Below are 18,672 nucleotides of genomic sequence, written 5' to 3' on the forward strand. Positions count from 1 at the left end.
CCGCTTCCCTATCGGCCGCCGGCCGCCCGCTCGCGGAGCTCGTCCCAGACCTTGCGCACCTGGGGTTCGAGCGCCTCCAGCGGGCCGTCGTTGTCGATGAGCAGGTCGGCGACGGCGCGCCGTTGTGCGCGGGTGGCCTGGGCGGCCATCCGGGCGCGGGCCTCGGGCTCGGTCATGCCGCGCAGCCGTACGAGCCGGTCGAGCTGGGTCTCCGGGGCGGCGTCCACGACGACGACGAGGTCGTAGAGGGGGGCGAGGCCGTTCTCGGTGAGCAGCGGCACGTCGTGGACGACGACGTCGCCGGCGCCGGCCCGGCTCTCCAGCTCGGCGGAGCGGGCGCCGACGAGCGGGTGGACGATGGCGTTGAGGGCGGCGAGGCGCTCGGGGGCGTTGAAGACGATCGAGCCCAGCTTCGGCCGGTCGAGGGTCCCCTCCGGGGTGAGGATCTCCGGCCCGAACTCCGCCACGACGGCCGCGAGCCCGGGCGTTCCGGGCTCGACGACCTCACGGGCGATCCGGTCGGCGTCGATCAGCACGGCTCCGTACGAGACGAACAGCCGCGACACTTCACTCTTGCCGGCGCCGATTCCGCCGGTCAGGCCCACCTTCAGCATGAGCGGCAGCTTAGATCCCACCGTACGGCGACTACGCCTCGCCCTCCCGTTCGGCGAGGAAGCGTTCGAACTCGCGGCCCAGTTCGTCCGCGGAGGGAAGGTCGACGGGTTCGGCGACCAGGCTGCCGCGGGTCTCGGCTCCGGCGACGGCGTCGTACTGGTGCTCAAGGCCCTGGACGAGTGCGACCAGCTCCTCGTCGCCCTCGCCGATCTGGCGCTCGATCTCGGTCTGGGTGCGGCGCGCCTCGGTGCGCAGGGAGTGCGCGACGCCGGGCAGGACCAGGCCGGTGGCGGCCGTGACGGCCTCCAGCGCGGTCAGGGCCGCGTCCGGGTACGGGGAGCGGGCGACGTAGTGCGGGACGTGGGCGGCGACACCGAGGGTGTCGTGGCCGGCCTCGGTGAGGCGGAACTCGATGAGGGACTCGGCGCTGCCGGGCACCTGGGCCTCGTCGAAGGGGCTGCGGTGGCCGGGCATGAGGTCGGTGCGGCTGCCGTGCGGGGTGAGGCCGACGGGGCGGGTGTGCGGGACGCCCATGGGGATGCCGTGGAAGTTTACCGAGAGCCGGACGCCGAGCCGCTCGACGATCTGGCGCACGGCGACGGCGAAGCGCTCCCACTCGACGTCGGGCTCGGGCCCGGAGAGCACCAGGAAGGGCGCACCCGTGGCGTCCTGGACGAGGCGGACCTCGATCGCGGGCGTCTCGTACCCGGTCCAGCGGTCGCGGCGGAAGGTCAGCAGGGGGCGGCGGGCCCGGTAGTCCACCAGCCGGTCGTGGTCGAAGCGGGCCACCAGCTGGTGGGGCAGGGTGTCGAGCAGCCGCTCGACGATCTGCTCGCCGGTCTCGCCGGCGTCGATGTAGCCGTCGAAGTGATAGAGCATGACCAGTCCGGCCGACTCCTGAGCCAGGGCCATGTCGACCACGGCCAGACCCTTCTGGTCCCATTCGTACAAATCCTGGGGATCAAGCACGATTTCCGCTCCTCCTCGCGTTCTTCCTGGAGAACGCCGACCGGCGCACCACCATTCCCCGTGCCCCGGATTTGCCACCGCACCCGCCCACTGGTCCAGACCTTGGCATGCCCACACTCGATCCCTACCTTCACGGAACAGCACCGCGTTCACCATCTCGTCTGGCGTACACATACGAGAACCTCTGGCGTCGACCGGAAGGCACCCCCATGCGCACGCGAACGCTGCTCCTCCCCCTCCTCCCCGCTCTCCTGACCCTCCCCCTCGCGACGGCCGCGCCGGTCGAGGCGGCCACGATCGAGGTGTCCACGGCCGCCCAGCTCAAGACGGCGCTCGCCGACGCCCGCCCCGGGGACACCATCCACCTCGCGGACGGCACGTACACCGGCAACTTCAAGGCCACCGTCCCGGGCACCTCCTCGGCGAGGATCACCCTCACCGGTTCGTCCCGCGCGATCCTCAGGGCCGGCGGCGGCTACGGGCTGCACCTCGACGGCGCCGCGTACTGGACGGTCCGGGGCGTCACCGTGACCGGCGGCCAGAAGGGCATCATGACCGACACCGCGAACGGGGTGGTCATCGACGGAGTGACGGTGCACGACCTCGACATGGAGGGCGTGCACTTCCGCAACTCCAGCAAGAACGGCGTCATCAGGAACTCGAAGATCTACGACACCGGGCAGGACGGCCGCGGCATGGGCGAGGGCGTCTACGTCGGCACGGCCAACACGCTCTCCGACAAGAGCGACGACGTGCAGATCCTCGACAACGTGATCGGCCCCGGCGTCGGCGGTGAGAACGTCGACGTCAAGGAGGGCACGACGGGCGCGAGGATCATCGGCAACACCTTCGACGGCAGCGGCCTGACCGGCGCCAACTACGACGACTCCTGGGTCGACGTGAAGGGCAACGCCGTCCTGGTGGAGAACAACACCGGCCGCGGCACCACCAACAACGGCTACGAGACCCACACCCAGCAGAGCGGGTGGGGCTGCGGCACCGTCTTCCGCGGCAACCGGTCCGACCTCACCGGGGCGAGCGGCGCCAAGCGGCTCGCCGTCTACGTCACCAACCAGAGCGGCGGCTGCACGACCACGGTGCACAGCTCCAACACGGTCACCGGCGGCAACGGCCTGACGAACATCGCCGTCACCCCCTGATCCCGCGCGACCGGGACAGGCACGAAAAGACCGAGGCCCGCCTCCCCGAAGGGAGGCGGGCCTCGACGCTAGCTACTCGAGCTCAGCGGTGAGCCTGTTCAGCTCTGGCCGCCGGCCAGCTTCTCGCGCAGGGCAGCCAGGGCCTCGTCCGACGCCAGGGCGCCGGAGGTGTCGTCCGACTCCGAGGAGTACGAACCACCGGAGACGCCCGCCGGGGCACCGGCCGGAGCGGCGGCGCCACCCTCGGCAGCGGCGGCCTCGTCGGCCTCGCGGGACTTGATGACCTGAGCCTGGTGCTGCTCGAAGCGCTGCTGCGCCTCGGCGTACTGGGTCTCCCACGCCTCGCGCTGGGCCTCGTAGCCCGGCAGCCAGTCGTTGGTCTCGGGGTCGAAGCCCTCGGGGTAGATGTAGTTGCCCTGGTCGTCGTAGGACGCGGCCATGCCGTACAGGGTCGGGTCGAACTCGACCGAGGCCGGGTCGGCACCGAAGGACTCGTTGGCCTGCTTCAGCGAGAGGCTGATGCGACGACGCTCGAGGTCGATGTCGATGACCTTGACGAAGATCTCGTCGTTGACCTGGACGACCTGCTCCGGGATCTCCACGTGGCGCTCGGCCAGCTCGGAGATGTGGACCAGACCCTCGATGCCCTCGTCCACACGGACGAACGCACCGAACGGAACCAGCTTGGTGACCTTACCCGGGACGACCTGACCGATCTGGTGGGTCCGGGCGAACTGCTGCCACGGGTCCTCCTGCGTCGCCTTCAGCGACAGGGAGACACGCTCGCGGTCCATGTCCACGTCGAGAACCTCGACGGTGACCTCCTGGCCGACCTCGACAACCTCGGACGGGTGGTCGATGTGCTTCCAGGACAGCTCGGAGACGTGCACGAGACCGTCGACGCCACCCAGGTCCACGAAGGCACCGAAGTTGACGATCGAGGAAACGACGCCGGAGCGGACCTGACCCTTCTGCAGGGTGGTGAGGAACGTCTGGCGAACCTCGGACTGGGTCTGCTCGAGCCAGGCGCGGCGGGACAGGACCACGTTGTTGCGGTTCTTGTCCAGCTCGATGATCTTCGCCTCGAGCTCCTTGCCCACGTAGGGCTGGAGGTCGCGGACGCGGCGCATCTCGACGAGGGAGGCCGGCAGGAAGCCACGGAGGCCGATGTCGAGGATGAGACCACCCTTGACGACCTCGATGACGGTACCGGTGACGATGCCGTCCTCTTCCTTGATCTTCTCGATGGTGCCCCAGGCACGCTCGTACTGGGCGCGCTTCTTCGAGAGGATCAGGCGGCCTTCCTTGTCCTCCTTCTGGAGAACAAGGGCCTCGATCTCGTCGCCGACCTTGACGACCTCGTTCGGGTCGACGTCGTGCTTGATCGAGAGCTCGCGGCTCGGGATGACACCTTCGGTCTTGTAACCGATGTCGAGCAGGACCTCGTCCCGGTCGACCTTCACGATGACGCCGTCGACGATGTCGCCGTCGTTGAAGTACTTGATCGTCTCGTCGATCGCGGCGAGGAAGGCTTCCTCGTTACCGATGTCGTTGACCGCAACCTGCGGGGTGGTGGCGGTGGTCTCGGTGCTGCTCGTCATGTGGGAAAGGGCTCCGGTACGGACATTGAAGTCGTAGGTACTGCTACGCCGAGAGCCCGTATCGCAGCTGAAGAAGCCGGACAGCCAAGGAAGCACCTGCCCGAACGAACGGGTGGGGCCTCGAAAACCGAGGGGACATACAACAGATGCGAGCGCAGCCTGCTACGTCTGAGGCGCGCAGGCCCGCAGCGCAACCTTTAGCATACGGGGGCGGCCGGACGGGGTCAATGCGCGAAGCGCGCACCCGGGGCGGATCGCCTCATACCCGGCACAACTCGTGTCGGCCCAGGCCATCCTGGCCGCGACGGACCGCGCCGCAGCAGACCGTGTCCGGTCCGAGTGCGGCACTGAGCGCAAACTACATCGACGGGCGAGATGAACCAAGAGTACGGACAGGAAGACGGCCCCGAGGAGGAGCCGGCGGCGACCCGGCGTGATGCGGGGGACGCGGAGAGCAGCCGGGCGAGCCGGGGCTGGTGGGACCGGAACGCCGACGAGTACCAGAGCGAGCACGGAGCGTTCCTGGGGGACGACCGGTTCGTCTGGGGCCCCGAGGGGCTCGACGAGGCGGACGCGGGGCTGCTCGGCCCGGCCGGTTCGCTGAAGGGGCTCGACGTCCTCGAGATCGGCGCGGGCGCGGCCCAGTGCTCGCGCTGGCTGGCGGCGCAGGGGGCAAGGCCGGTGGCCCTGGACCTCTCGCACCGGCAGTTGCAGCACGCGCTGCGGATCGGCGGGGAGGTGCCGCTGGTGGAGGCGGACGCGGGGGCGCTGCCGTTCCGCGACGGCTCCTTCGACCTGGCGTGCTCGGCGTACGGCGCGGTGCCGTTCGTGGCCGATCCGGTGCAGGTCTTCCGGGAGGTGCGGCGGGTGCTGCGGCCGGGCGGGCGGTGGGTGTTCTCGGTGACGCACCCGATCCGCTGGGCGTTCCCGGACGAGCCGGGGCCCGAGGGTCTGTCGGTGGCGGCCTCCTATTTCGACCGGACGCCGTACGTGGAGCAGGACGAGCAGGGCCGCGCGGTGTACGTCGAGCACCACCGGACGATCGGGGACCGGGTGCGGGACGTGGTGGCCGGGGGCTTCCGGCTGCTGGATCTGGTCGAGCCGGAGTGGCCGGCCTGGAACGGCCAGGAGTGGGGCGGCTGGTCGCCGCTGCGGGGGAATCTGATCCCGGGGACGGCGATCTTCGTGTGCGAGCGCGCCGGGGACTGAGCGCGAGGGCCGAGACCCGCGCAAGCCCGCCGATTAGTCGTATTTATCGGCGGGCCTGTGGACAGCCGGGCCCGACGGACTTCCGGGACGTACGAGACTGACTGCGTGATCCGAAACGACGCACTCGACCTGCTTCCCGTCCGTCACGCCGTCCCCGAGCTGCTGACCGCGCTCGAGGAGCGCGGCGCGGCGGTGCTGTACGCCCCGCCCGGGACCGGCAAGACCACGCTGGTCCCGCTGGCCCTCGCGGGGCTTATAGGGGACGGACCGCGGCGACGGGTGCTGGTGGCCGAGCCGCGCCGGATGGCGGTGCGGGCGGCGGCGCGGCGGATGGCGTGGCTGCTCGGCGAGGAAGTCGGCGGGTCGGTCGGCTTCTCGGTGCGCGGTGAGCGGCGGGCCGGGCCCGCCACCCGGGTCGAGGTGGTGACCACGGGTGTCCTGCTCCAGCGGCTCCAGCGCGATCCGGAGCTGGCCGGGGTGGACGTGGTGCTGCTCGACGAGTGTCACGAGCGGCATCTGGACGCGGACACGGCGATGGCGTTCCTGGTGGACGTGCGGGCGACGCTGCGGCCGGAGCTGAAGCTGATCGCCGCGTCGGCGACGAGCGACGCGGAGGCGTGGGCGCAGCTGCTGACCGTGCTGGACGGCAGCGGCGGGCCGGCTCCGGTCGTGCGGGCCGAGGGGCGGATCCACGGATCGGCGATCCGCTTCGCGCCGCCGCCGGCCGGGGTGCGACCGGCGCACGGCACGTGGGTGGACCCGGCGCTGCTGCGCCATGTCGCCGCCACCGTCCGGGATGCGCTGGAGCGGCACGAGGGCGACCTGCTCTGCTTCCTGCCGGGGACGGGCGAGATCGCCCGGACGGCCGGGCTGCTCGCGGACCTGGATGCCGAGGTGCTGCAGCTGCACGGGCGGGCTCCGGCGGCGGTGCAGGACGCGGTGCTGCGGGGCGCCGAGCCGGGCGGGCGGCGCCGGGTGGTCCTGGCGACCTCGGTGGCGGAGTCGAGCCTGACGGTGCCGGGAGTGCGGATCGTGGTGGATTCCGGGCTCTCCCGGGAGCCACGGATGGACCACGCACGGGGACTCGGCTCGCTGGCCACCGTGCCGGTTTCGGTCGCGGTGGCGACCCAGCGGACCGGCCGGGCCGGGCGTGAGGCCTTCGGAACGGTGTACCGCTGCTGGTCCGCGGCGGAGGACGCGCGCCAGGCCCGGTTCCCCTCCCCCGAGATCAGGGTCGCCGATCTGACCGACTTCGCCCTGCGGGCCGCGTGCTGGGGCGATCCGGCGGCCGCGGGGCTCGCGCTGCTCGACGCGCCTCCCGCCGGGGCGATGGCGGCGGCCCGGGGCGTCCTGGCGGCGATCGGCGCCGTGGACGAGGACGGCCGGGCCACCGACCGTGGCGTACGGATGTCCCGGCTCGGCCTGCACCCACGACTCGGCAGGGCCCTGCTCGACGGCACGCCGGAGGTGGGCGCCCGGCGGGCGGCTGAGGTGGTGGCCCTGCTGAGTGAGGAGCCGCCCCGGGAGTACGGGGACGACCTGACCGCGGCCTGGCGCGAGGCGCGCAGGGGCGGCGACGGGTACGCGGCGCGCTGGAAGGCGGAGGTGCGGCGGCTGGAACGCTCCGCAGGCGAGGAGGGGAGCGCGGAGACGGGCCGCACGGCCGGCCGGGCCGGTGCCGGGGGTGCGGCCGAGGACGCGGTGGCCGGGCTGGTGACGGCGCTCGCGTTTCCGGAGCGGGTGGCCCGGGTGCGGGAGCAGGGTGGGTATCTGATGGTGTCGGGCACGGGGGCGCGGCTGGGCGAGGGGTCGGGGTTGCGGTCCGCTTCGTGGCTGGCCGTGGCGGTGGCGGACCGGACGGTGCAGAACGCCACGGCCCGGGTGCGGCTCGCGGCCGTGGTGGACGAGGAGGTGGCACGGCGGGCGGCCGGGCATCTGTTCTCGAGGGGTGAGGAGGTCCACTGGGAGGACGGGGACGTGGTGGCCCGGTCGGTGGAGCGGCTCGGCGCGGTGGAGCTGACGGTCCGCCCGCTGCGGGCGGACGCCGATGCCTCGCTCGTGCGGGAGGCGCTGCTGGAGGGGCTGCGGCGGGAGGGGACGGTGTTGCTGCGGTGGAGCCAGGGGGCCGTGGAGTTGCGGCACCGACTGGCGTTTCTGCACCGGGAGTTGGGTGCGCCGTGGCCGGAGGTGTCGGAGGAGGCGCTGCTGTCGCGGGCGGACGAGTGGCTGGAGCCGGAGCTGTCCCGGGCGCGGCGGCGGGCGGATCTGGGCCGGATCGACGCGGGCCAGGGGTTGCAGCGGCTGTTGCCGTGGGCGTCGGGCGAGGCGGGGCGCCTCGACGAGCTGGCGCCGGAGCGGATCGAGGTGCCGAGCGGTTCGCGGATACGGGTGGACTACGGCGGGGAGCGGCCGGTGCTCGCGGTGAAGCTGCAGGAGATGTTCGGGCTCGCCGAGACGCCGCGGGTGGCGGGGGTTCCGGTCCTGGTGCATCTGCTGTCGCCGGCCGGGCGGCCGGCGGCCGTGACCGCGGATCTGGCCTCGTTCTGGCGGGACGGGTATCGCGCGGTGCGGGCGGAGCTGCGGGGTCGCTATCCCAAGCACCCGTGGCCGGAGGACCCTTCGGCTGCGGAGCCGACCCGGTTCACCAGCGCGCGGCTCAGACGGGAGCGGTGACGGGCGCCGGTCCGGGGCCGGCCTCCCGCAGGGGTCGGGTGTCCGGCCCGGGGCGGCGGGAGCGGGCTTCGAGCCAGAGGGAGAGGGCGAGGAGGGCGAGGCCGAGCAGGGTGAAGGTCCACGGCAGATAGGAGACGAGCATCAGGACCATCAGGCGGTTGGACTTGACCAGGTCGACGACGCTGACGATGTAGTCCTCGCGCATCTTCACATGGCCTTCGAAGACGGTGATGGTGTCCTGGCCCATCAGGGCGCGGGCGTTGCGGAGCTCCTCCTTGTGGATCTCCTCGCCGTTGACGGGCGCGCCGGTGACGGGGTCGATCCAGAACATGCGCTTGGTGCTGTACCAGCGGGTGAGGCCGGTCTTGGCCAGGACGTCGGGGGTGATGCCCTTGACGGGCATCGTCTTGGGCATGGGGACCTGGGTCCAGGGGATGGTCTGCTCGAAGTAGTAGACCTCGAGGCCGCGGAAGGTGCGGGTGCCCTGGTAGTGGATGGGCGCGGAGGTGCGGGTCTGTGCGTCGAAGTACTGGTAGTCCCGCTTCTCGGTGAGGAAGGGCCACTTGAACTCGATGCCCTCGCGCCGGACCGGGTCGCCGTCGACCGATTCGCCGGTGGCGTGGACCGGGTCCTGGGTGTGGGCGTCGAAGATGTACCGCTCGGGGATCTTGGAGACCATCTTGCCGTCGGGGCCGGTGACGTAGGAGAGGGAGTCCCAGACGACGACATCTCGGCCGGCGTCGCGTTCGATCCGCTTCGACTCCTCCACGTTGCCCTTGAGGGTCTGGATGATCGTGATGCTGTCGACCTTCTCGGCCTTGAGGGTGGAGTAGTTGAGCAGGGTGGCGGGCTTCGCCTCCAGGACGGTCTCCTGGTACTGGTTCGGCGGGATCTTCGCGAGGCGCGGGAAGGCGTACCAGCGCAGGGTGGGCGCCATGGCGGCGAAGAAGACGGCGAAGGCGAGGAGGACGAGGCTGGCTCGGCGGCGCATGGTCGGTCCCCTCTACTTCTTGGGGCCGGGGTCGGCGGTCAGGAGGGGCTTGGGCGAGGTGGGTCCGTCCGGCGGCAGATCGACCAGGGAGACGAGGAGGACGAACAGGAGGACGGGGACGAGTCCGATGGCGGCGGCTGCAAGGGCGCGCAAGGTCGGCCTCCCGGTGCTCGATCTGATACGTCGTCAGGGCGGGGGCACCGTAGCAACGCGGCCGCGAGATGAGAACACGTTGCACTCAGAACGCACCGCGCCGCCCGCGCATCCGGTGCGGACGCGGGGCGGCGGCGGGAGCGGCGGCCGGAATCCCGAGGACCCGAGGGGTCAGGAGGTCGGCGTGGCCTCCGGGGTGCCCGTGGACGACGAGGGGGACGGCGTCGGGGTCGGGGTCGGCTCGACCGGGGCGCTGACCGTCAGCTTGACGTCCACCGTCCCGCCGCCGGGCGCGGTCAGCCGCAGCAGGAAGGTGCCGGCCTTGTCGCCCGCGTAGATCTTCGGCAGGGTGAGGACACCGTCGGCGTTCGTCTTCAGGCCGGTGAGGGTGCGCAGGGCGGCGCCGTCCGCGTCCTTGAAGAAGGGGCCGTCGGTGGCGGTCTGCGGGTCGTCCGCCGCGGTGATGAAGGTGGCCGTGAGGGCGACACCGGAGGCGATGGCCGCGCCGTCGGTGGCCTTGATCTGCACCTCGTCGGCGAACTCGGCGCCGGTGGTGGCCGCCAGTTCCTTGGCGTCGAGCCGGGTGAGCTTGTCGGCGCGGCGCTCGGCGACGGTCGCGCTGAACGAGACCGCGTTCAGGGTGCGGCCCACGACGGCGGCGCGGACGGTGAAGCCGCCGGTCCGCTCGCCGGCCCTGAGGCTCGGGGCGACGGCCTTGCCGTTGCTCGCCGTGGTGGCGGTGATCTCGCGCGCGCCGATGCCGAAGCGGGAGTCGGTGTCACCGGTGACCTGGAAGCGCACCTGGACTCCGCCGACGGGCTTGCCGGACAGGTCGAGCGCCACGACCGAGGGCCGGGTGGCGAAGGTGCCGCCCGCGGTGGCGGTGAAGGTGGCCGGCGAATCGGCCTTGAGGCGCATCACCCTGGCCAGCGGGGAGGTGGTGGGCGGGGTGGTCGGCTTCGGGGTGACGGGCTTCGACGGGGTCGGCTTCGACGGCGTCGGGGACGGCGTCGTGGGCGTCGTCGGGGACGGGGTGGTCCGGCCGGGGGTGGTGGGGCCGCGCTCGTCGCTGCGGTTGTCGGGCAGCACGCCCATGCCGTCGGGCACCTGGTGGGTGCCGCGCTTGTAGTACTCGAACCAGGAGAGCACCGTGTTCAGGTACTCCGTCGAGTGGTTGTAGCTGAGGATCGCCCGGTCCAGGTCGGCCTTGACGGCGAGGTTGCGCTCGTTGGCGCAGAGGTAGAGACCGGCGGCCTGGGCGGCGTCGTAGATGTTGTTGGGGTCCTTCTTCCCGTCGCCGTTGGCGTCCTGGCCCCAGGTGGCCCAGGTGGCCGGGATGAACTGCATCGGGCCTATCGCCCGGTCGTGCACGCTGTCGCCGTCGTACAGGCCCTTGTCCGTGTCGGAGATGTTGGCGAAGCCGACACCGTTGAGGACGGGGCCGAGGATCGGCGAGGTGGTGGTGCCGTTGGCGTCGACCTTGCCGCCGCGCGCCTGGCCGGACTCGACCTTGCCGATGCCGGCGAGCAGCTGCCAGGGCAGGTTGCAGCTCGGGTCGGTCGACCTGATCGACTCCTCGGCGCGCTTGTAGGCGGCGAGCACGGACGCGGGTATGCCTGCCTCGGCGGGGCCGGTGATGATCGGCAGGTTGGTGGGAGCGCCGGGCTTGTTCGGGGTGTTCAGCGGCGGCAGGTCGGTGTAGTACGGCGAGTTGCCGGAGGCCGAGCCGTCCGGGGGCGTGGTCGTGTCACCGGCACCGACCGGCACGTCGCCGCTCGCGTTGTCCGCGGGCGGCGGGGCCATGTCGGGTGCCTGCGAGGCGGCCAGCGCGGCGACCGCCGCGGCCACCACCGCACCGCTGGTGGCTCCCCTGCGCAGCCGGCGGCCCAAGTGCGCTGCCATACGTGTGGTCCCTCCCCGTTACCCGCTTCCGCGCTCCCCGCGCGAAGTCTGACCACGTGACCCTATGCCAACTCCGGGCACGGCGGGACCGGGCCCTGACCGTGTTTCACGGTTTCGTCACCACTTGGCCGCCCTCGCGTTCTGTGCCGGCCGCTCCGGGATACTGGCGGCAGACCGTACGAGGGGGACTCAGCGTGCCGTTCACACTCAGCCATGCCGCCGCCGTGCTGCCCGGCATCCGCAAGGACGGGACGGCCCGCGGGCCGCTCGTGGCGTCGGCGCTGGTCGCGGGCTCCTTCTCGCCGGACATGACCTACTTCGCGGCCACCGCCGTGCCCGGCGCCATGTTCTTCGGCGACGTCACGCACTCCCCCGTCGGGGTCGTCACCGTCGACGTCCTGATCACGGCGGCGCTGGTGGCGGTGTGGCTGATGGTGCGTGAGCCGCTGGTGGCGCTGCTGCCTCGGGGGTGGCGGGGCCGGGTGTACGGGGTCCTCCGGGGCCGGCCGTGGCGGGAGCGGCGCCGGGCCGGGGCGGCGGTCTGGTTCGGCGTCTCGGCGGTGCTCGGGGCGACGACCCACGTGGTGTGGGACTCGTTCACGCACCTCGACCGGTGGGGCACGCGGGCGATCCCCGTCCTGGGCGAGGTCGTGGGCGGCTTCCCGGTCTACCTGTACGCGCAGTACGGGGGGTCGGCGCTGGCCCTGGTCCTGCTGTGCCGGTTCTCGGTACGGGCCCTGCGCGCGGCGCCCGCGGGGGCGGAGCAGCCGGCGCGGGTCCCGGTGCTCGACCGGCGGGCGCGGTTCCTCGCGGTGGGTGTGATCGGGGCGTGCGTGGTGGCCGGCGCGGTGCATCGGGTGCTGCGCTGGTACGCGTACTGGGGGCGGATCGACACCCCACTGGACGTCATCCCGACGCTCTGTTTCGGGGCGGGGTCGGGTCTTGCGCTCGGTCTGGTGCTGTACGGGGCGGGGGTGCGGCTGCGCCCGAACGCCCCGGCCCCGGAGCCGGACCAGACACCGGGGCAGGCACCGGGCCAGGCACGGGACCAGACACCGGGACAGGCACCGGGCCAGACACCGGACCAGACACCGGGACAGGCACCGGGGCAGGCACCGGGCCAGGCACGGGACCAGACATGGGGCCAGGCACCGGACCGGGCGCCGACGCCGACGGCCGCGCCGGGTCGTTCGCCGGAGCGCTCCCGTCCGGGACCTCGCTGATCCCCTCGTCCGGGGTGCAGTCGCGGGCCGCCGCCGCACTGCCGCCGAGGCGCCGGTGGACGGCGAGGGCGACCCTTTCCAAGGTGCGCACGCCGTACCGCATGGTGGCGTTGTCGTGGCTGAGCAGGGCGAGCCGGTAGTCGAGGCCGGTGCCCCGGGCGACGCCGATGCTGTGCACCCGCCAGCCGTGGGTGGCACGGGGCAGCCAGCCGTTCTTGAGGTGGACGGTGACGCCGTGCGGGGCGCCCGCGGTGACGCCCCAGGCCTGTCGGCGGATCACCTGCCCCATCAGGGCGAGGGCCGCGGGCCGCTTTGCGACGGCGGCGAGCAGGGCGAGCTGGTCGCGGGCGGTGGTGCGGGTCAGCCCCCAGTAGTTGTGGTGGCCGGGGACGGTGTCGACGGCCCCGGCCTCGCGCAGGACGCGCCGTAGCCGGGCGCGGGACAGCCCGGACCACAGCTTGGTCGCGGAGTCGTTGTCGGAGCGGGTGATCATCGCCCTGAGCCGCTGGGACTCCAGGCGCGTGGGCGCCCTGCCCAGTTCCTCGGCCCGGCCGAGAACGGCCTCCATGATCAGCACCTTGGCGATGCTGGCGGAGTCGTACGAGCGGGTGTGGGCGAGCCGGCAGCGCAGCCGGCGCCTGGGGTCGTGCAGGGCGAGGGACACGGTGCCTTCGCGGCCCGCGAGCGCGGTGCGGATGTCCTGCGACAGCCGCGCGGCGAGCGCGGGTTCACGCGGCGAGCTGCACAGCTCGGACGCGCCGCGGGCCCCGGCGGCCCGGGGCACGGCCAGCACGCCGAGGACGACTCCGAGCAGAAGCCAGGCGCGCAGGCGGATACGACGGCGGGTGACCATGTCCCCCAGTCTCGGGACCCCCGGGCCCCCGGCACCCCACGGCTGGTCCACCTGGCGCAAGGCCGGGATCCACGGGGCGGGGCGTCCGGGGGCTCAGGGGCTGCCGCGGCCCCAGCCGCCGCCACCGTCCCTCAGTGCGCCGCCGAGTCCCAGTCCGGGCCCACGCCCACCGACACGTCCAGGGGGGCGCGCAGTTCGGCCGCGCTCGCCATCTGGTCGCGGACCAGGGTCTCGACCCGGGTGCGCTCGCCGGGGGCGATCTCCAGGACGATTTCGTCGTGGACCTGGAGGAGCATGCGGGAGGCGAGGCCCGCCTCCGTCAGGGCGCGGTCGACGCCCAGCATCGCGACCTTCACGATGTCGGCCGCGGTGCCCTGGATCGGGGCGTTGAGGGCCATGCGCTCGGCGGCCTCGCGGCGCTGACGGTTGTCGCTGTTGAGGTCCGGGAGGTAGCGCCGGCGGCCCAGCATCGTCTCCGTGTAGCCGGTGGCGCGGGCCTCGTCGACGACGCGGCGCAGGTAGTCGCGCACGCCGCCGAAGCGCTCGAAGTACGTGTCCATCAGGCCACGCGCCTCGGCGGGGTCGATGCCCAGCTGCTGGGAGAGGCCGAAGGCGGACAGGCCGTACGCCAGGCCGTACGACATGGCCTTGATCTTGCGGCGCATCTCCGCGTCGACGGCGGACCGCTCGACGCCGAAGACCTGCGAGGCGACCGTGGTGTGCAGGTCCTCGCCGGAGGCGAAGGCCTCGATCAGGCCCTCGTCCTCGGAGAGGTGGGCCATCACGCGCAGCTCGATCTGGCTGTAGTCGGCGGTCATCAGGGCCTCGAAGCCCTCGCCGACGACGAAGCCGTGGCGGATCGCGCGGCCCTCGTCGGTGCGCACCGGCACGTTCTGCAGGTTGGGGTCGGTGGAGGACAGGCGGCCGGTGGCCGCGACCGTCTGGCTGAAGGTGGTGTGGATGCGGCCGTCGGCGGCGACGGTCTTGATCAGACCCTCGACGGTGGAGCGCAGCCGGGCCTGCTCGCGGTGCCGGAGCATGATCACCGGGAGCTCGTGCTCGGTCTGGCCGGCGAGCCAGGCCAGCGCGTCGGCGTCCGTGGTGTAGCCGGTCTTGGTCTTCTTCGTCTTGGGCAGGTTGAGCTCGCCGAAGAAGACCTCCTGGAGCTGCTTGGGCGAGCCGAGGTTGAACTCATGGCCGACGGAGGCGTGCGCCTCCTTCACGGCCTGCTGCACGGCGCCCGCGAACTGCTGCTCCAGGGCTTCCAGATGGTCGCGGTCGGCGGCGATGCCGTGCCGCTCCAGGCGGGCGAGGAGGCGGGAGGTGGGGAGCTCGACCTCATGGAGGAGCTCGCGGGCGCCGACCTCGGCGAGCCGCTCGTCGAAGGCGGTGCCGAGGTCGAGGACGGCGCGGGCCTGGCTCATCAGGGCCTCGGCCTCGGCGGTGTCCTCGGCGCCGAAGGCGAGCTGGCCGTCGGCGGTGGCCGCGGGGGCGAGCTCGCGGCCCAGGTACTCGACGGAGAGCGCGTCCAGGGCGAAGGAGCGGCGGCCAGGCTTGACCAGGTAGGCGGCGAGCGCGGTGTCCATGGTGACGCCGGCGACGCTCCAGCCGTGCTCGGGGAAGACCCGCATCGCGCCCTTGGCGTTGTGCAGGACCTTCGGCTGCTCGGGGTCGGCGATCCACTCGGCCCAGGCCCGCTCGTCGGCCTCGTCGAGCCGGCTCGGGTCGAACCAGGCGGCCGCGCCGCCGGCGGCGGCGAGCGCGATCTCGGCGACGTTGCCGGTGCCGAGCGCCCAGCTGTCGACGGTGGCCACGCCGAGCGGCTGCCCGCCGTGCTCGGCGAGCCAGCCGGCGAGCTCGCCGGTGCCGAGGACGGTGAAGTCGAGGGCGACGCCGGCGGCCGGAGCGGGGGCGGTCTCCTCGGCCGCGCCGGGATCGACGGCGAGGAGCCGCTCGCGCAGGGAGGGGTTGCGGATCTCCAGGGTGTCGAGGACGAGGGCGACGGCCGTGCGGTCGTACGGCTCGCGGGCCAGGTCCAGGACTCCCTTGGGCAGCTCGACGTCGCGGACCATCTCGGTCAGGACACGGTTGAGCTTGACCGACTCCAGGTGGTCACGGAAGTTCTGGCCGGCCTTGCCCTTGACCTCCTCGGCACGCTCCACCAGCTCGGCGAAGGAGCCGAACTGGTTGATCCACTTCGCGGCGGTCTTCTCGCCGACGCCGGGGATGCCGGGCAGGTTGTCCGACGGGTCGCCGCGCAGAGCGGCGAAGTCCGGGTACTGCGAGGGCGTCAGCCCGTACTTCTCCTGGACCTTCTCCGGGGTGAAGCGGGTCAGCTCGGAGACGCCCTTGGTCGGGTAGAGCACGGTGGTGTGGTCGCTGACCAGCTGGAAGGAGTCCCGGTCGCCCGTGACGATGAGGACCTCGAAGCCCTCGGCCTCGGCCTGGGTGGCGAGGGTGGCGATGACGTCGTCCGCCTCGAAGCCCTCGACGGCGAAGCGGGGGGCGTGCATGGCGTCGAGCAGCTCGCCGATCAGCTCGACCTGTCCCTTGAACTCGTCGGGGGTCTTGGAGCGGTTCGCCTTGTACTCGGGGAACTCGGTCGAGCGCCAGGTCTTGCGGGACACGTCGAAGGCGACGGCGAAGTGCGTGGGCGCCTCGTCGCGGAGCGTGTTCGCCAGCATCGACGCGAAACCGTAGATCGCGTTGGTCGGCTGTCCCGTCGCGGTGGTGAAGTTCTCCGCGGGCAGCGCGAAGAATGCCCGGTACGCCAGGGAATGCCCGTCCATGAGGAGCAGGCGCGGACGGTTCGCTTCGGTCATATCGGTCTTCTTCGCTGCTGTCTCGGCCACACGACGATCCTGCCACGCGCCACTGACATTCCGGTCCACCCTTCCCGTCCGCACCGACCGGGCGTGGGCCGCTGTCGGTGCGGCGTGACAGGATCGTCGGAGGTACGAGATTTCAGTTTTCCGCTCAAGGGAGAGCGCGATGGTGAGCAAGCCGCCCGCCGGTGACCCGGTCCAGGACGCGCCGCAGGTCGCGGCGCCGCAGCACTCCGCCGCGGGGCTGCCCGCGATCGCGCACACCCTGAGGATCGCGCAGGCGCAGATGGGCGTGCGGCGCACCGCGCGGACGCTGCTCAAGGTCAACCAGAAGGACGGCTTCGACTGCCCCGGCTGCGCCTGGCCGGAGGGCGACAAGCGGCATGTGGCGGAGTTCTGCGAGAACGGGGCGAAGGCGGTCGCCGAGGAGGCGACGCTGCGCCGGGTGACGCCGGAGTTCTTCGCCGCGCACCCGGTGGCGGACCTGGCGACGCGCAGTGGGTACTGGCTGGGGCAGCAGGGCCGGATCACCGAGCCGATGTATCTGCCGGAGGGCGCGGACCGGTACGAGGCGGTGTCCTGGGAGCGGGCGTTCGCGATCATCGCGGAGGAGCTGACCGCGCTCTCCTCCCCCGACGAGGCGCTGTTCTACACGTCGGGGCGGACGAGCAACGAGGCGGCGTTCCTGCTCCAGCTGTTCGCCCGCGAGTTCGGCACCAACAACCTGCCCGACTGCTCCAACATGTGTCACGAGTCCTCGGGCTCCGCGCTCAACGAGACGATCGGCATCGGCAAGGGCAGCGTCTCGCTCGAGGACCTGCACCAGGCCGATCTGATCGTGGTCGCCGGGCAGAACCCGGGGACGAACCATCCGCGCATGCTGTCCGCCCTGGAGAAGGCGAAGGCGGCCGGCGCGAGGATCATCTCGGTGAACCCGCTGCCGGAGGCGGGCCTCGAGCGGTTCAAGAACCCGCAGACACCGCAGGGCATGCTCAGGGGCGCCGCGCTCACCGACCTCTTCCTGCAGATCCGGATCGGCGGCGACCAGGCGCTGTTCCGGCTGCTCAACCGGCTGGTCCTGGACACCCCCGGCGCCGTGGACGAGGAGTTCGTCGCCGAGCACACCCATGGGTACGAGGAGTTCGCCGCGGCCGCGAAGGCCGCCGACTGGGACGAGACGCTCGCCGCGACCGGGCTGTCCCGCGCCGAGATCGAGCAGGCGCTGGAGATGGTGCTCGCCTCGGAGCGGACGATCGTCTGCTGGGCGATGGGTCTCACCCAGCACAAGCACTCCGTGCCGACCATCCGCGAGGTGGTCAACTTCCTTCTGCTGCGCGGCAACATCGGCCGGCCTGGCGCCGGGGTGTGCCCGGTGCGCGGTCACTCCAACGTGCAGGGCGACCGGACGATGGGGATCTTCGAGCGGCCGGCGGCGGCCTTCCTCGACGCCCTGGACAAGGAGTTCGGGATCGTCTCGCCGCGCCACCACGGCTTCGACGTGGTCCGCTCCATCCAGGCGCTGCGCGACGGCGAGGCGAAGGTGTTCTTCGCCATGGGCGGCAACTTCGTCGGGGCCACCCCGGACACCGAGGTCACCGAGGCGGCGATGCGGCGGGCGCGCCTCACCGTCCACGTGTCGACGAAGCTGAACCGCTCGCACGCGGTCACCGGTACGCGCGCGCTGATCCTGCCGACGCTGGGCCGCACGGACAAGGACGTGCAGAAGAGCGGCAAGCAGGTCGTGACGGTCGAGGACTCGATGGGCCTCGTGCACGCCTCGCGCGGCAACCTGCCGCCGGCGGGCCCGCACCTGCTGTCCGAGCCGGCGATCGTGGCGCGGCTGGCGCGGGCCGTCCTCGGCGAGGGCTCTGCCACGCCGTGGGAGGAGTTCGAGGCGGACTACGCGACGATCCGCGACCGCATCGCGCGGGTGATCCCCGGCTTCCAGGACTTCAACGCGCGGCTCGCCGCGAACCCGGGTGGCTTCGCGCTCCCGCACGCCCCGCGCGACGAGCGCCGCTTCCCGACGGCGACCGGCAAGGCCAACTTCACGGCCGCGCCGGTCGAGTACCCGAGCGTGCCCGAGGGCCGGCTGCTGCTGCAGACGCTGCGCTCGCACGACCAGTACAACACCACGATCTACGGCCTCGACGACCGCTACCGCGGCATCAAGGGCGGCCGCCGGGTGGTCCTCGTCCACCCCGACGACGCGACGGCCCTCGGCTTCGCGGACGGCGCGTACGCGGACCTGGTCGGCGAATGGACGGACGGCACCGAGCGCCGGGCGCCCGGATTCCGGGTGGTCCACTACCCGACGGCCCGCGGCTGTGCGGCGGCGTACTACCCGGAGACCAACGTCCTGGTGCCACTGGAGTCGACGGCGGACATCAGCAACACGCCCGCGAGCAAGTCGGTGATCGTCCGGCTCGTCCCGCAGGCGGCGGGCGACTGATCCGGCCGTCGGGGGGGGCGGTGACCGTGACCGGTTCTGCCCTGCC

12 protein-coding genes and 1 pseudogene are annotated in these 18,672 nt (G+C 72.3%); 5 read left to right on the forward strand and 8 right to left on the reverse strand.

Annotated elements, in window-relative coordinates:
- Positions 1-8: 8 nt before the first annotated feature.
- Positions 9-614, reverse strand: a complete 606-nt coding sequence (gene coaE, locus ACIGEZ_RS00960) for a dephospho-CoA kinase (RefSeq protein WP_399824413.1) — start codon at positions 612-614, stop codon at positions 9-11.
- A gap of 31 nt (positions 615-645) precedes the next feature.
- Positions 646-1,584, reverse strand: coding sequence for a PAC2 family protein (locus ACIGEZ_RS00965; protein WP_399824415.1), 939 nt, complete (start codon positions 1,582-1,584; stop codon positions 646-648).
- A 209-nt stretch (positions 1,585-1,793) separates the two neighbouring features.
- Here ACIGEZ_RS00965 and ACIGEZ_RS00970 point away from each other — a divergent pair, with 209 nt between their 5' ends.
- A complete protein-coding gene (locus ACIGEZ_RS00970) occupies positions 1,794-2,744 on the forward strand; it encodes a right-handed parallel beta-helix repeat-containing protein (RefSeq protein WP_399824417.1) in 951 nt (316 codons plus the stop codon).
- Between the two features lie 98 nt (positions 2,745-2,842).
- On the opposite strand, the gene rpsA is transcribed toward ACIGEZ_RS00970, so the two are convergent.
- Entirely contained in the window at positions 2,843-4,345 is a 1,503-nt protein-coding gene (rpsA, locus tag ACIGEZ_RS00975) for a 30S ribosomal protein S1 (protein WP_399824418.1), read from the reverse strand.
- Positions 4,346-4,720: 375 nt separating this feature from the next.
- Here rpsA and ACIGEZ_RS00980 point away from each other — a divergent pair, with 375 nt between their 5' ends.
- The gene (locus ACIGEZ_RS00980) at positions 4,721-5,554 is read left to right on the forward strand and encodes a class I SAM-dependent methyltransferase (protein WP_399824420.1); all 834 of its coding nucleotides are present in this window, start codon (positions 4,721-4,723) and stop codon (positions 5,552-5,554) included.
- Between the two features lie 105 nt (positions 5,555-5,659).
- Complete coding sequence (hrpB, locus tag ACIGEZ_RS00985) at positions 5,660-8,227, forward strand: ATP-dependent helicase HrpB (RefSeq protein ID WP_399824421.1); 2,568 nt, start codon at positions 5,660-5,662, stop codon at positions 8,225-8,227.
- Here hrpB and ACIGEZ_RS00990 read toward each other — a convergent pair.
- From ACIGEZ_RS00990 to ACIGEZ_RS01000, 3 genes are all read right to left on the reverse strand, one after another.
- Positions 8,211-9,218 (reverse strand): DUF3068 domain-containing protein, encoded by a 1,008-nt coding sequence (locus ACIGEZ_RS00990; RefSeq protein ID WP_399824423.1) that lies wholly within the window; start codon positions 9,216-9,218, stop codon positions 8,211-8,213. The two genes, hrpB and ACIGEZ_RS00990, sit on opposite strands and share 17 nt — an antisense overlap.
- 12 nt (positions 9,219-9,230) lie before the next feature.
- Complete coding sequence (locus ACIGEZ_RS00995) at positions 9,231-9,371, reverse strand: SPW_0924 family protein (RefSeq protein ID WP_399824425.1); 141 nt, start codon at positions 9,369-9,371, stop codon at positions 9,231-9,233.
- A gap of 171 nt (positions 9,372-9,542) precedes the next feature.
- A complete protein-coding gene (locus ACIGEZ_RS01000; RefSeq protein ID WP_399824426.1) occupies positions 9,543-11,273 on the reverse strand; it encodes a lytic transglycosylase in 1,731 nt (576 codons plus the stop codon).
- 194 nt (positions 11,274-11,467) lie between these two features.
- On the opposite strand from ACIGEZ_RS01000, the gene ACIGEZ_RS01005 reads away from it, so the two are divergent.
- A complete protein-coding gene (locus ACIGEZ_RS01005) occupies positions 11,468-12,496 on the forward strand; it encodes a DUF4184 family protein (protein ID WP_399824427.1) in 1,029 nt (342 codons plus the stop codon).
- A 199-nt stretch (positions 12,497-12,695) separates the two neighbouring features.
- On the opposite strand, the pseudogene ACIGEZ_RS01010 reads toward ACIGEZ_RS01005, so the two are convergent.
- Positions 12,696-13,349, reverse strand: a pseudogene (locus ACIGEZ_RS01010) (serine hydrolase); the annotation flags it as partial.
- 131 nt (positions 13,350-13,480) lie between these two features.
- Positions 13,481-16,201, reverse strand: coding sequence for a DNA polymerase I (gene polA, locus ACIGEZ_RS01015; protein ID WP_399824428.1), 2,721 nt, complete (start codon positions 16,199-16,201; stop codon positions 13,481-13,483).
- Positions 16,202-16,340: 139 nt separating this feature from the next.
- Here polA and ACIGEZ_RS01020 point away from each other — a divergent pair, with 139 nt between their 5' ends.
- Positions 16,341-18,626 carry an FdhF/YdeP family oxidoreductase gene (locus ACIGEZ_RS01020; RefSeq protein WP_399824429.1) on the forward strand — a complete coding sequence of 762 codons (2,286 nt, stop codon included), beginning with the start codon at positions 16,341-16,343 and terminating at the stop codon, positions 18,624-18,626.
- Positions 18,627-18,672: the final 46 nt, after the last annotated feature.

The organism is Streptomyces sp. NPDC085481 (assembly GCF_044541845.1).
GTDB lineage: Bacteria > Actinomycetota > Actinomycetes > Streptomycetales > Streptomycetaceae > Streptomyces.

Bases quoted from the DNA above. Each gene is read 5' to 3' on its own strand.
- rpsA (WP_399824418.1), bottom strand. From the start codon at position 4,345: ATGACGAGCAGCACCGAGACCACCGCCACCACCCCGCAGGTTGCGGTC.
- ACIGEZ_RS00990 (WP_399824423.1), bottom strand. From the start codon at position 9,218: ATGCGCCGCCGAGCCAGCCTCGTCCTCCTCGCCTTCGCCGTCTTCTTC.
- ACIGEZ_RS01020 (WP_399824429.1), top strand. From the start codon at position 16,341: ATGGTGAGCAAGCCGCCCGCCGGTGACCCGGTCCAGGACGCGCCGCAG.
- ACIGEZ_RS00970 (WP_399824417.1), top strand. From the start codon at position 1,794: ATGCGCACGCGAACGCTGCTCCTCCCCCTCCTCCCCGCTCTCCTGACC.
- coaE (WP_399824413.1), bottom strand. From the start codon at position 614: ATGCTGAAGGTGGGCCTGACCGGCGGAATCGGCGCCGGCAAGAGTGAA.
- ACIGEZ_RS00980 (WP_399824420.1), top strand. From the start codon at position 4,721: ATGAACCAAGAGTACGGACAGGAAGACGGCCCCGAGGAGGAGCCGGCG.
- ACIGEZ_RS01000 (WP_399824426.1), bottom strand. From the start codon at position 11,273: ATGGCAGCGCACTTGGGCCGCCGGCTGCGCAGGGGAGCCACCAGCGGT.